The following is a 12,467-nucleotide window of genomic DNA, read 5'->3' as shown; positions in this document are numbered from 1 at the left end:
CTTCATCGCAAGCAAACTGTTGAGCACCCCTTTGGCACAATTAAACTCTGGATGGGAGCTACCCACTTACTAACACGAGGTTTAAAAAGCGTGAGTACAGAAATAAGTCTTCATGTTCTGGCTTACAACTTCAGAAGAATGCTCACAATTATGGGAGTTAATGGTCTAAGTAAAGCGATTAGAGTAGCGTTGCTATAGCAGTTTCGCTCGCGCGGAGAAAATTGCAATACTGAGAAAAAATCGATCGCAACCATCCTAGATGGTTTTAAACTAAGAACATACCCAAGACAATTTATTAAAAATTAGTTTTTACACAGTCTGTGCCATTAGCGGACACTCAATCTTGACACCAAGTGATCAAAAACCAATCGAATACGTTGTGGTACTGGACCACGTTGAGGGCGATAAATATATAAATCCCAAGGCACCGGCTCGACCTCTTCTAACACTCTCACAAGTTTCTCTTGGCGTAATAAGTCTTGGACCAAAAAGTCAGGAATTTGAGCAAAACCTAGTCCATTTTGTATAGCCATTAATTCAGCTTCGGTGTCGGCACTTCGAAAACGTGTTATGGATGGCGTCCACTGTCTGTCCATGGAAAAAACCCATGGCCAAAGCTTTCCCGTATTGCGATCTACTAACCCTGTAACCGGCAAGTGGTTTAGTTCTTCAATAGACGCAGGCCTTCCCACTCTATTTATTAAGTCAGGCGAAGCCACGACATACATATTAATTTTGGTGAGCTGGCGGGCAATAAATCGACTATCTCTCATGAAGCCGATACGAATCCCAATATCTATTTTTTCGTCAACTACATCCACGCGCTCGTCACTGAGTGTCAGGTCTATATCCAGTTGAGGATGTATTGTTGAAAGTTCCAGTAACACTGGCATTAAGCACTTATGACCAAAACCAACAGGCGCTGCGATACGAACACGCCCTTGTAATTCATTACCCGAGTTAGGGGCGCTTGTTTGAAACAATTCATCTACAGCGCGCAGGCGTTCTTTTGCTATCAAAGCAAATTTTTCTCCAACTAGGGTCACTTGTATGTGTCGAGTATTTCGATGAAATAAAAGCTCCCCTTGCAATCGCTCTAACTCCTTCACTGCTCGCGTCACTGCCTGAGGAGAAATTCCCAGACGGTTAGCCGCTTCTTTAAAGCTGCGAGACTCAGCAGCAGTACAAAATATCCGGAGCATTTCCAATCTGTTAAGCATCACAGTCACATTCAGGTTTGAAATGAATACATAAATATTATTCCAAAATATGGAATTGTGAAATTAAAATATTTCCATTTATTGATTTTTGAAGGTAAGAGATACTTTGCTTGTTATTTAGACAACGTCATTCAACTTATTTGAGGATATTAACTATGAGCAGTGTTTTAGCAAATAACATCAGCGGTAAGGTCGTTGTTATCACTGGTGGTAGCAGCGGTTTAGGCGAGACCACGGCAAGACATTTAGCCAGCCTTGGCGCATCTGTTGTTTTAGGTGCCCGACGCATCGACAAGCTTGAAGCTATTGCTGCTGACATACGCGCAGCGGGCGGAGAAGTTGCGGTTCAAGCGACAGATGTGACCAGCCCGGACGAAGTGAAGGCCCTTGTAAATCTTGCACAAGAGCGCTTCGGTAAAGTTGATGTGGTTATCAATAATGCAGGGTTAATGGCGATTGCACCGTTAGCTGAGACTCGAGTTGACGAATGGGATCGCATGATTGACATCAACGTTAAAGGTCTTCTGTATGGAGTAGCCGCAGCGCTTCCGATCTTTCAGGCTCAGGGAGCAGGCCACTTTATCAATATTTCTTCCGTAGCGGGTATCAAAGTATTCAGTCCCGGCGGCACGGTTTACAGCGGAACCAAATTCGCTGTTCGCGCTATTGCCGAAGGCTTACGCCATGAAGTTGGGGGTAAAATTCGTTCAACAATCATTTCACCGGGGGCAATCGAATCTGAATTAAAACATGGAAGTTCAGATACTCAGGGTGCAGCCTTTGTAAAAGATTTTTATCAGCAAAATGAAATTCCATCTGAATCTGTTGCTCGTGCTATCGCATACGCAATTGAGCAGCCTGCGGATGTGGATATCAACGAGATTGTTCTGCGCCCAACTGTTCAAGAGTTTTAATTCGTTTAATAAAAGACCGATTAACCAGCGGGTGATTTAACCACCCGCTGAATATTCAGTTTGTGAGGTTATTGATGACAACGTTAAACAGACAAATGCGTGCTTTGGTATTAGATAGCTATGAAGAGGGTACAGTATTCCGGGATGCCCTGATTAACTTACCCTCTCCATCAGCAGGTCAGGTGCAAGTAAAAATATTTGCAAGTGGAGTCAATCCTATTGATTACAAGATCCGCCAAGGTATCGCTCCTTATGCCATGCCGGAATTACCCGCAGTACTTGGCACCGATTTAGCTGGAGAAATTGTTGCTATCGGCGACGGCGTCACCGACTTTTCAGTAGGCGATGAAGTTTATGGTCTGACTGGCGGAGTGCGAGGATTGCAAGGATCATTGGCTGAATATGCCAACGTAGATGCTGAGTTACTTGCTCTCAAACCGAAAAATTTGTCCATGCGTGAAGCTGCGGCTTTACCTCTGGTTGCACTTACTGCTTGGGAAGGTTTGGTTGACAAGGCGAATGTTAAAGCGGGCCAGAAAATCCTTATCCAAGGTGGAGCTGGCGGAGTTGGGCATTTAGCCGTGCAAATTGCTAAGGCTTTAGGTGCCGACGTTTATGCCACTGCATCGACTGGAAAACAACAACTGCTCAAGGCGCTTGGTGCCACGCCAATTGATTATCACACTGCAAGCCCTGCTGACTACATGGACGCATACACCCAAGGCAAAGGATTCGATATCATTTACGACACTGTCGGTGGCTCTGCACTCGATGCCTCATTAGGTATCATTGCACATTACGGCCATATTTTAAGCTGTGCTGCATTCAGCTCACATAACCTCGCACCGTCGTCAATACGTTCTGCAACATTGTCAGGGATTTTTGTGTTACACCCACAGCTCAGCGGAGAGGGACGCAAACATCATGGTGACATTCTGCGGCAAATTACGGCTCTTGTTGAAGCTGGACAAATTAAGCCACTACTCGATCCGTTACGCTTTTCCCTAGACACGGCAATGGGTGCACATAATGCCGTAGAGTTGGGGTCCATGGGTAAAGTCGTTATTGATGTAATTGCTTAAAAAGTCATTGTTGAGGATGCATATGAGCCCAAGAAAACTAATTCGAACTGTTTGTTTCCATGAATTAGGTGGCCCCGAGGTATTAACTATTGACTCACTGGCGAGTCCAAGTTTGCAGGCCACTGATGTACGTATTGCGGTCAAAGTTGTTGGGCTCAATCGTGCTGATGCCATGTTTAGGCGAGGCCGCTATATAGAAAAGGCTGACTTCCCTTCGCGAATCGGCTATGAAGCATCCGGGATAGTCATTGAAGTCGGGGAAGAGGTAAATCATTTACGCCTTGGAGAAGAGGTTTGTATTGTCCCTCAGATGGGGCTTTCTCAGAATGGCTGCTACGCAGAAGAGATTGTCGTACCAAGTGAATATGTGGCACTCAAACCAGCAGGGCTAACCTTTGCTGAAGGCGCAGCAGCTTGGATGCAGTACCTGACAGCTTATGGCGCTTTGGTCGAAATTGCTAACGTGCAAAAAGGCGATGCAGTACTGATAACAGCCGCATCGAGCAGTGTTGGATTGGCTGCGATTCAAATTGTGAATTCTCTAGGGGGTATCCCTATCGCTACAACTCAAACACGAGCTAAAAAGGCTGCTGTGCTCATGGCAGGCGCGGCCCATGTGATTGCAACTCAAGAAGAGCCGCTGCTGGATAGCTTGAGAAGCATCTTGGGAGAAAACAATTTAAAAATCGCATTTGATGCTGTCTGTGGGCCGCAGATAGCTGAAATTGCTGAAGCAATGAGCCCTGAAGGAACAATAATAGTACACGGAGCATTAAGTCCCGAAACAACTCCTTTTCCCTTAAAAATAGCACTTCGTAAAAGTCTGACAGTTAGGGGGTATGTGTTTACTGAAGTTGTAAAAGACATCGAGCGCTTTCGCAGAGCAAAGCAATTTATCCACTCGGGTTTATCCGAAGGAACACTCAAGCCTGTCATTGATCGAAGCTTTAAATTTGAAGAGATAGTGGCAGCGCACCACTATCTGGAGTCAAATCAGCAGATTGGTAAAATAGTGGTCGAACTTGATTAACAGTTCGTGGCTTCCGCTAGTCTCTCAACTCAGTCAGTGACTGATAATAATTAGCGTGGGCTTTGTTGCGGAAATCGAATGAACTAAATCAGAATCTTACGATCAGATCAGGGACATTCATTCACTGACTTTGATTACATGCCGAAGCCTCGCTACAAAACCACTAACTGGCGCAAGTACAATATTTCAGGCGTGACAGATGCGGAAGTACTCCCAAATTTACTCAAACAAACACGCCGATCCATCAAGGAAATTTCGAGAGATGGCGCATACGATACAAGGGAGTGCCACAGGGCGATTAGGGTTAAGAAAGCGATACCTCTAATCCCTCCACGTGAAGGAGCCGCCTTCTGGGAAAAAGGTCATCCACGTAATCTGGCGGTTGGTTGCCAAAAGCTCTATGGTTCGAACAAAAAGTGGAAACGAAAATATGGTTACCACAGGCGTTCATTGTCGGAGACCGCTAAGTATCGCGCAAAACAACTACTAGGCGCTTCACTCACGCTTCGAAATTACAATGCACAAGTTGGGGAGAAATACGCCATGATCAAAGCACTCAACAAGCTAACAGGGATAGGTATGCCCGAAACTCAGTATATCGTTTAAAATGCAAACGATTTTGCTAGTATTCGCTCTCAAGTTGAATTTCGCAACAAAGCCGGTTGATTGCACGTGTTACGGAGATGCATGCCCATTATTACACGACAGTGGCTGATTTTGGTCGGGAATTTGCATGTTCAGTGGCGAGTAGCATGGCGGAATTTATTGGAAGGCTAGATAACCCAAGCAATGAGATTTGGACGATCAAACGGGACGATAAAATCCATCTGTTGCCATTGATGGTGAAGATCTTGGGCATAATCGAGCACATTTACGATGGTTCATTGCGGACGACTCTTTGAGAGGTTTCGGACTAGGTAAACAGCTTCTCAATTCTGCATTAGCTTTTGCCGATGCTCAGGGTTTCGTCCAAATCAACTTATGGACTTTCTCAGGGCTTAATGCAGCTCGATATCTTTACGAAAGTCAGGGCTTTGCATTGGTGGAAGAGAAACTAGGCTCAAAATGGGGTATAGAAGTCTTGGATCAACGCTTCACCAGGTGCATATAAACGTGAATAAATATTTAAGGAGTCTCAATGACAGCTACAAAAGAAGAAGTTATCGCTTTCATGAAATCGGAGTTTCCACAAAGTAAATGCGTTGTGGAAGCAGTGAGCAACGGTAGAGCGACTGTATCTCATCATGTAGGTCAGGATGAATTACGTCCTGGCGGAACGGTTTCGGGGCCTGTTTTAATGAGTGTGGCTGATGTGGCACTTTATGTGGCGATACTTGGTAAAATTGGCATCGTGCCATTGGCAGTAACAACTAGCCTTAACATCAACTTCTTACGTAAGCCATCGGCAAATGAGCGAATCATTGCGGAATGTTCTCTGATAAAAGTCGGCCGTACTCTCGTGGTTGGGGAGGTTTCTCTGTACTCTGAGGGGGTGAGTGATTTAGTAGCACATGTTGTGGGTACATACTCTATACCGCCCTATACATCGAAACGAAGTGAGAATATTAAAACAATTAACTCTCTGAAAGCTTGACTCCGTTTAAAAGAAAAAAGGCAGTTATTTGAGGGGAAGATTAGTGGTTACCAATTGCAATCTTATATAAACGCCTACTTCAGGCCTGCAGCGGAGGCATTGAAGCAATTCGAGGCTAACAAACAAAGTCAGTCGGACAGCTAACGCTGTCGCTGCTTTGGGCGTAGAACGTTCGCCCCTTGTCTGAAGCGGACTTGCGCAAAAGTTATGTCCAACGTCCGCTAATCGCTCAACGAAGCCCTCCATTAAATTTTTCATAATAAAAAAGCGAGCTATCAATTAGCCCGCTTTATAAAATACTTTGCCGAACCCCGAACCCCGAACCCCGAACCCCGAACCCCGAACCCCGAACCCCGAACCCCGAACCCCGAACCCCGAACCCCTAGGCTATAAATCAGCCATCACTGGTAATTGTAGCAATCAGCTCACTCAGTACTTCTTCGGCTTTGCTGGTTTCTACTTGGCAAGTACCGGCATTTAAATGGCCGCCGCCGCCGTATTTAAGGCATAACTCGCCAACATTAGTATTTGAGCTGCGGTTGGTGATTGATTTACCAATGGCGTACACCACGTTTTGCTTTTTAAGCCCCCACATTTTATGAATTGAAATATTACACTCGGGGAACATGGCGTAAATAACAAAGCGGTTAGTGGCGTAAATGGTTTCTTCTTCGGTTAAATTAAGGACCACTAAGTTGTCGTGTACTGATGAGCAGCGGTCTATTTGCTCTTTAGCTTGTGCGTTGTGCTCGTGATATAAAGCAACACGCTCGGCAACATCTTCCATTGCTAGTATTTGTTCTATGCTGTGATCTTTACAGGCGTCAATTAGCTTCATCATTAACTGGTAATTAGAAATTTTGAATTCACGAAAACGACCAAGCCCTGTGCGCGCATCCATAATAAAGTTCATCAGTACCCAGTCTGTTGGGTTTAAAATTTCGTCTTTTGAAAATTGTGCAGAATCCCCTTTATCGACCGCTTCCATCATGTCAGTTGAAATATTAGGGAATTTCTCTGCACCGCCATAATAGTCGTATACAACGCGTGCTGCAGAGGGCGCATCTGGGTCAATAATGTGGTTTTTTATATCGCTTGCGTTACGAACGGTTTCACTCAAGTGATGATCAAATGCAATATGACAACCGGCAACATAGGGGAGGTTAGTGGTAATGTCGTTGCTGGTAATGGCTATTTTACCGTCTTGCATGTCTTTTGGATGCACAAATAAAATATCGTCGATTAAATCTAAATCTTTAAGTAATACGGCACACACTAGGCCGTCAAAATCGCTGCGAGTGACGAGTCTATGTTTATTGTTGCTCATTGTGGGTCCATCTTTGTTTATTTATTAATCTCAGTGTAACAGCTTAACTTGTTTTTTATATACAAAAATTTAACAAAAAAAAGCCAAAACAACAGTTTTGGCTTTGAGTAGCAAGTGTGTATGAGTAATGTGTTATGCGCCTGGGCCACACTCCATACAATGGTTAATTATGTCTGGGCCAAATTTTAATTTAGCATTTAAATCACGCAGTGCAGTGCGTAGGCCTTCTTCAATAACTGGGTGATAAAAAGGCATATCTAGCATTTGCGGTACAGTCATTTTGTTTTGTACAGCCCATGCAAGTAAGTGAGCAATGTGCTCTGCTTGTGGGCCAATAAATTCAGCACCTAAAAATAAACCGGTACCGTGCTCGGCATATACGCGCATGTGCCCTTTGTTTTTTAGCATAACGCGGCTGCGACCTTGGTTTTCAAAGCTGACTTCGCCTATTTCAAAGCAATCACAGCTGCCTAATCGTTGGCTAATTTCTTTAAAGCTTTCACCAACCATGGCTATTTGTGGGTCGCTAAACACAGCGGCAATTTTAGCTCTACGTAAACCAGCACGCACTTGAGGATAACGGCCTGCGTTTTGCCCTGCGATAGTGCCTTGATCGGATGCTTCGTGAAGCAGTGGGATCATGTTACTAGCATCGCCTGCTATAAATATGTGTGAGTCGCCACATTGCATAGTGTGGGCATCAGCGAGTGGTACGCCACGTTCATCAAGCTCTATGCCGGTGTTTTCTAACCCTAGTTTATCGGTGTTTGGTACTCGCCCTGTTGCAGCCAGCACGTAGTCAAATTGTTCAGTGTGTTTAATGCCTTGTTTGTTGGTGTAGGTGAGCTCTGCTTTATTACCTACTTTTTTCATGTCTGATACGTTTGAGTCGGTATCAACATAAAACTCTTCTGCAAATACGGTGTTAGCGTAATCTTTAACTACTGGATCGGTTAATGGGCCTATGGCACCACCTACGCCAAATAGTTTTACCTTTACTCCTAATCTGTGCAACGCTTGGCCAATTTCAAGGCCTATAACGCCAGGGCCAAATACGGCCACTGATTCTGGTAAATCATCCCAGTCGAATACATCGTCATTTATAATGAGTCGGTCGCCAAAGTTATTAAATACGCCAGGGTAAGATGGGCGTGAACCCGTTGCTATTACAAAGCGCTTGGCGGTAATAATGGTGTGGTCGTCTATTTGTACGCGGTTGGCATCTAAAAACTGTGCATAGCCACGAATTTTATCTTCGCTAGGTATTTCATCTACCGCTTCTACTACGAATCCTGCAAAGCGATCGCGCTCACTTTTTACTCGTGCCATAACGGCTTTACCGTCAATAACCGGTTTTGAGCTGTGTACACCAAAGGCAGGTGCCATTTCTATTGAATGGGCGGCTTCTGCTGCGGCAATCAATAATTTACTTGGCATGCAACCAACACGTGCGCAGGTTGTACCGTATGGGCCTGATTCAATCATAAGTACGTTTTGAGTAAATTGTTTGGCATTACGATAAGCACTTAAGCCAGCAGTACCTGCACCTATAACAACAACGTCGGTTTGCAATTCTTTCATAGTGTTTTTCCTTTAGTAAACAGGGGCGTTGCAGCCCCTATTTTATTTACTTAATTAAGCAAAGTATTTTTCTAGGTCGTCTGAGCCACCAATGTGCTTACCGCCAATAAATACTTGTGGTACGGTTTCACGGCCCGATACCGCTTTAAGGCTGGTAAGTGATGCGCCAGCACCCATTACGATTTCTTCAAATGCAAAGCCTTTAGCTGTAAGTAGCTCTTTTGCTTTTTTACAGAAAGGACAGCCTGGTTTAGTAAATAGAGTAACCGCTTCTGGTTTTACTTGAGTTGGGTTGATGTAATCAAGCATAGTGTCAGCGTCTGATACTTCAAATGGGTCGCCTGGTAAATCTGGCTCAATAAACATTTTCTCTACTACGCCATCTTTAACCAGCATAGAGTATCTCCAGCTGCGCTTGCCAAAACCTAAATCGTTTTTATCAACTAACATGCCCATGCCGTCGGTAAATTCACCGTTACCATCTGGTAGTAAGGTAATGTTTTGCGCTTCTTGATGTTCAGCCCATGCGTTCATTACAAAGGTATCGTTTACTGATACACAAACAATGTCATCAACGCCATTTTGCTTAAGTACGCCAGCTAGTTCGTTATAGCGTGGTAAGTGCGTTGATGAACACGTAGGTGTAAATGCACCTGGTAGTGAAAATACAACAACCGTTTTACCTTTAAAAATGTCGTCTGTAGTTACTGATTTCCATTCGTCGTTTTGACGCGTTGCGAATGTTACGTTTGGGATTGTTTGACCTTCAATATTGTTTAACATGTTTTTTAGTTCCTCTTGATTTGTTGATAGCCATTATGGCGAGTATTTAAATATAGTTCCAATCGTTTGTTTGTATTAAACTGATAGATGTAAACTATCAGGTTGAGTGTGAATATGAACTTAAAAGATTTAGAGTATGTCAAAGCGGTTGCCCACTATAAGCATTTTCGTAAAGCGGCCGATGCCTGTTTTGTAAGCCAGCCTACTTTAAGCGGGCAAATTAAAAAGCTTGAGCAAGAATTGGGTGTTATTATTTTTGATCGCTCTACCAAGCACGTTACCTTAACTGCCAAAGGTGAACGTTTATTGACACAAATAGCTGTCGTTTTAGAGCAAACACAAATATTAAAAGAGCTGGCAGCAACATCTAATGAACCACTGCAGGGTAAGCTTACCATTGGTATTATTCCAACGATTGCGCCTTATTTATTACCTACGCTACTAACATCAATGAAAGCAGCGTTTATAAATAGCCAGTTTTCGTTTACTGAAATGCAAACAACCACTATTTTAGCTGCGCTAGAAAGTGGTGAAGTCGACTTTGCAATTTTAGCGGATGTACCTGAACTTAAAAGTTATCATACCATTGATTTATATAAAGAAGACTTTTTAGTTGCCGTATCAAGCGATAACGCATTGTGTAAGCATAAAAAAGTGGCACTGCAAGACCTGCAAGGTTGCAACCTACTAATGTTAAGTGATGGCCATTGCTTTAAAGATCAAGCCCAGCAGTTTTGTTTTTCGGCAGGGGTCGATGTTTCCAGCCAGTATCAAGGAAATAGCCTTGAGACTTTATTAGCGCTGGTGGCGATGGATGATGGAATTACATTTGTGCCAAAACTTGCAGCAATACCACGAGTGGGTATTCATTATTTGCCTATTTTTCCTAATCAACAACGTAATATTGTATTTGCATGTAGAAAGCATTACCCGCACTTATCTGGGGTTGAGCAATTGGCTCAGTGGTTAAGCGCCCACTCTAATTTAAGGGCTAAACTAAGCGAGGCGCTTTAGCATTTTACATGCGGCTATTGCTCGGCAATTTCTACAATGTCATTAATTTGTACGCCCGGCAAAGGCTGATCATTAATACTAACGGCAATAGCGCTGTGCTGATAAAGCTGTTCAATTCGTATACGGTTAAGTGTAGTGATGGTATGCGGCATAGTGTTGCCTTGTGCGTCGGTTAAATAATTATGATGGGCAATACTCAGTTGTTGGCCTTTTTCTAAGCCATGAGCCTTACCTAAATTAATCACTAATTTATTGTTTTCCATATGCATTATTTTACCTTGAGTAGGTAGACAGGCCATGGCAGCTTGTAGGTCGTAACTTAAGGTTTGGTTTATATCACTAATGCTTTGGCCAAAAGGTGATTGCCAAAACCGATTACTATTTACATCAATAATGGCTGTTTTTTCAAATGGCCAAATTGCTTGGCTTTGATAGCTATTTTGCCATAAAGGCTCATAAGTGGTGCCATTAAATAAGCTAAACTCTATTTGGTAGTGGCGCTGATAGCTTTCATCTTGCCAAAACGCATAGTCGCTATTGAGTTTATCGCTGGTAGATAAACTGGTTATTTGACTTAACAGCACATATTGCGCGTTGCTGCGTGATGAAATTTCTTCTAACTGACTGTTTGAATAGTCATGCTGTTGATTAAAGTAGGTATCAACCTTTATAGCTTTGTTGAAATAGGCAACGGGTATTGCACTCATTTTTGATTTTTGCAACGAGGTATAAATGTTTTTACTGACTGCTTTGTTAATGTCAAATATTTGACCCATTCTCGCTTGTTCACGATTTGTTAATTGGCTTTGCGTGACAGCTATAAACTTATTAAAGTTACTTTGTGGACATTGCTCTGTTTGCGCAAAGATATCTAAGCGTAAGGTAATTGCAAACTCATCACTACTGCGGTTTTCACTGACAAGCTCTATTTTTTGAATTTCGCCTTGGCTACTTATTTTTAGCTGATCTTGGGTTAAAACACCATCAACAAGCGTTTGCACTGAGCTCACCCGCGCACCAGAGAATACAAGGGCTTGGGTAATCGCATCTTTTATTGCAGCGGCCTTTGCCCCGGGAATGTCGCTATTTTGAATAACCGCATGGCCTGTAGACTCATACCACTGAGCGTGAGTAAAAGGTGAAAACGTTAATACAGCAGTGGTGCTTAATCCTGCCAATACTGCTTTTAAAAACGACTTCATACTCTTACTCCAATTAAACGTTAGCGTTAATGAGTCTCAGCAAGTAATGTACCACTATTATTTGTTGTTACAGAATATATGTATCACTGGCATTAAACGTGCATAACTGAGTTTAATTAGTTTTTAAAGGCCCTGTATGATGCGAGTAATGCCATTAATGATCACATTAGGCTGCTTAACGTTAAGCGGTTGTAGCAATATATTTGATAAGCACGTTGAATATAAATATGTTGAGCCAAATAATTACCCTGTATTAAAAGCAATAGGGTACGCGCCCATTAGTTTGCAGTCGGGAAGTAATGACACTCAAAAACAGCTTATGGCAATTAAAGCCTCCAAGCTAGAAGCATACCGCGAACTAACGGAACAAGTGTACGGGCAAAAAATTACCGCAGGCACGACAGTCGCAGGCTCTGTTGCCCAAGATGATTATTTACAGAGTAAAGTACAAGGTATTATTAAAGGCGCACAAATTATAAAAACCTATGCCGTTAATGATATGTATATAACCGAGCTTGAGCTTAATATGAAACGCGTGCACGACTTGTACATAGGTGAGATAAAGCCACGGGAAGTGAAAAAAGTCACTTATTACTAAGCGACAAGTTATTACTAACCGACAAATTATTACTCATAAAAAAACGGGTAGTGTTTAGAAATCTGTGTCATTTCAGTATTATTAAGAAAACAGGAGTGACACATGACTCAATCTTTCGACTT

General features: G+C 43.0%; 13 protein-coding genes and 1 pseudogene. 9 read left to right on the top strand and 5 right to left on the bottom strand.

The window, feature by feature from the left end; translation table 11 throughout:
- The coding region (locus AAEY57_RS17440) for a transposase (protein WP_035113174.1) at positions 1–198 on the top strand (198 nt) is incomplete at its 5' end.
- 128 nt (positions 199–326) lie between these two features.
- On the opposite strand, the gene AAEY57_RS17435 is transcribed toward AAEY57_RS17440, so the two are convergent.
- Positions 327–1,220, bottom strand: a complete 894-nt coding sequence (locus tag AAEY57_RS17435; RefSeq protein WP_041912891.1) for a LysR family transcriptional regulator — start codon at positions 1,218–1,220, stop codon at positions 327–329.
- A 155-nt stretch (positions 1,221–1,375) separates the two neighbouring features.
- Between AAEY57_RS17435 and AAEY57_RS17430 the strand changes: the two genes are divergently transcribed.
- The 6 genes and pseudogenes from AAEY57_RS17430 to AAEY57_RS17405 all read left to right on the top strand — a co-directional run bounded on the left by AAEY57_RS17430 (position 1,376) and on the right by AAEY57_RS17405 (position 5,840).
- Positions 1,376–2,134, top strand: a complete 759-nt coding sequence (locus AAEY57_RS17430; RefSeq protein WP_350608369.1) for an SDR family oxidoreductase — start codon at positions 1,376–1,378, stop codon at positions 2,132–2,134.
- 74 nt (positions 2,135–2,208) lie between these two features.
- Positions 2,209–3,216 (top strand): zinc-dependent alcohol dehydrogenase family protein, encoded by a 1,008-nt coding sequence (locus AAEY57_RS17425; RefSeq protein WP_350608368.1) that lies wholly within the window; start codon positions 2,209–2,211, stop codon positions 3,214–3,216.
- Positions 3,217–3,238: 22 nt separating this feature from the next.
- Positions 3,239–4,246, top strand: a complete 1,008-nt coding sequence (locus tag AAEY57_RS17420; protein ID WP_350608367.1) for a zinc-dependent alcohol dehydrogenase family protein — start codon at positions 3,239–3,241, stop codon at positions 4,244–4,246.
- Positions 4,247–4,426: 180 nt separating this feature from the next.
- Positions 4,427–4,852 (top strand): annotated as a pseudogene (locus AAEY57_RS17415) (transposase); the annotation flags it as partial.
- Positions 4,853–5,081: 229 nt separating this feature from the next.
- Positions 5,082–5,357, top strand: a complete 276-nt coding sequence (locus AAEY57_RS17410; RefSeq protein ID WP_350608370.1) for a GNAT family N-acetyltransferase — start codon at positions 5,082–5,084, stop codon at positions 5,355–5,357.
- Between the two features lie 27 nt (positions 5,358–5,384).
- The gene (locus tag AAEY57_RS17405) at positions 5,385–5,840 is read left to right on the top strand and encodes a PaaI family thioesterase (protein WP_008464865.1); all 456 of its coding nucleotides are present in this window, start codon (positions 5,385–5,387) and stop codon (positions 5,838–5,840) included.
- 394 nt (positions 5,841–6,234) lie between these two features.
- Here AAEY57_RS17405 and AAEY57_RS17400 read toward each other — a convergent pair whose 3' ends face one another.
- The 3 genes from AAEY57_RS17400 to AAEY57_RS17390 all read right to left on the bottom strand — a co-directional run bounded on the left by AAEY57_RS17400 (position 6,235) and on the right by AAEY57_RS17390 (position 9,531).
- Complete coding sequence (locus AAEY57_RS17400) at positions 6,235–7,167, bottom strand: exopolyphosphatase (RefSeq protein ID WP_350608366.1); 933 nt, start codon at positions 7,165–7,167, stop codon at positions 6,235–6,237.
- Positions 7,168–7,299: 132 nt separating this feature from the next.
- Positions 7,300–8,748 (bottom strand): dihydrolipoyl dehydrogenase, encoded by a 1,449-nt coding sequence (locus AAEY57_RS17395; RefSeq protein ID WP_350608365.1) that lies wholly within the window; start codon positions 8,746–8,748, stop codon positions 7,300–7,302.
- 54 nt (positions 8,749–8,802) lie between these two features.
- Positions 8,803–9,531, bottom strand: a complete 729-nt coding sequence (locus tag AAEY57_RS17390; protein ID WP_008466566.1) for a glutathione peroxidase — start codon at positions 9,529–9,531, stop codon at positions 8,803–8,805.
- Positions 9,532–9,645: 114 nt separating this feature from the next.
- On the opposite strand from AAEY57_RS17390, the gene AAEY57_RS17385 reads away from it, so the two are divergent.
- Complete coding sequence (locus AAEY57_RS17385; protein ID WP_024602007.1) at positions 9,646–10,545, top strand: LysR substrate-binding domain-containing protein; 900 nt, start codon at positions 9,646–9,648, stop codon at positions 10,543–10,545.
- Positions 10,546–10,559: 14 nt separating this feature from the next.
- On the opposite strand, the gene AAEY57_RS17380 is transcribed toward AAEY57_RS17385, so the two are convergent.
- Positions 10,560–11,747: a flagellar assembly protein T N-terminal domain-containing protein gene (locus AAEY57_RS17380; RefSeq protein ID WP_013465600.1), complete on the bottom strand. Its 1,188-nt coding sequence runs from the start codon at positions 11,745–11,747 to the stop codon at positions 10,560–10,562.
- A gap of 139 nt (positions 11,748–11,886) precedes the next feature.
- Here AAEY57_RS17380 and AAEY57_RS17375 point away from each other — a divergent pair, with 139 nt between their 5' ends.
- Positions 11,887–12,345, top strand: a complete 459-nt coding sequence (locus AAEY57_RS17375) for an LPP20 family lipoprotein (RefSeq protein WP_010387855.1) — start codon at positions 11,887–11,889, stop codon at positions 12,343–12,345.
- Positions 12,346–12,467: the final 122 nt, after the last annotated feature.

It is taken from the genome of Pseudoalteromonas sp. MER144-MNA-CIBAN-0113 (genome assembly GCF_040308965.1).
Classification (GTDB): domain Bacteria; phylum Pseudomonadota; class Gammaproteobacteria; order Enterobacterales; family Alteromonadaceae; genus Pseudoalteromonas; species Pseudoalteromonas tetraodonis.
Note: the sequence above shows the minus strand (reverse complement) of the source record. Positions and strands in the feature narration are given on the sequence as shown.

Coding starts and splice junctions, on each gene's coding strand:
- AAEY57_RS17435 (WP_041912891.1), bottom strand. CDS start 1,220: ATGCTTAACAGATTGGAAATGCTCCGGATATTTTGTACTGCTGCTGAG.
- AAEY57_RS17390 (WP_008466566.1), bottom strand. CDS start 9,531: ATGTTAAACAATATTGAAGGTCAAACAATCCCAAACGTAACATTCGCA.
- AAEY57_RS17395 (WP_350608365.1), bottom strand. CDS start 8,748: ATGAAAGAATTGCAAACCGACGTTGTTGTTATAGGTGCAGGTACTGCT.
- AAEY57_RS17425 (WP_350608368.1), top strand. CDS start 2,209: ATGACAACGTTAAACAGACAAATGCGTGCTTTGGTATTAGATAGCTAT.
- AAEY57_RS17430 (WP_350608369.1), top strand. CDS start 1,376: ATGAGCAGTGTTTTAGCAAATAACATCAGCGGTAAGGTCGTTGTTATC.
- AAEY57_RS17420 (WP_350608367.1), top strand. CDS start 3,239: ATGAGCCCAAGAAAACTAATTCGAACTGTTTGTTTCCATGAATTAGGT.
- AAEY57_RS17380 (WP_013465600.1), bottom strand. CDS start 11,747: ATGAAGTCGTTTTTAAAAGCAGTATTGGCAGGATTAAGCACCACTGCT.
- AAEY57_RS17405 (WP_008464865.1), top strand. CDS start 5,385: ATGACAGCTACAAAAGAAGAAGTTATCGCTTTCATGAAATCGGAGTTT.
- AAEY57_RS17400 (WP_350608366.1), bottom strand. CDS start 7,167: ATGAGCAACAATAAACATAGACTCGTCACTCGCAGCGATTTTGACGGC.
- AAEY57_RS17375 (WP_010387855.1), top strand. CDS start 11,887: ATGCGAGTAATGCCATTAATGATCACATTAGGCTGCTTAACGTTAAGC.
- AAEY57_RS17385 (WP_024602007.1), top strand. CDS start 9,646: ATGAACTTAAAAGATTTAGAGTATGTCAAAGCGGTTGCCCACTATAAG.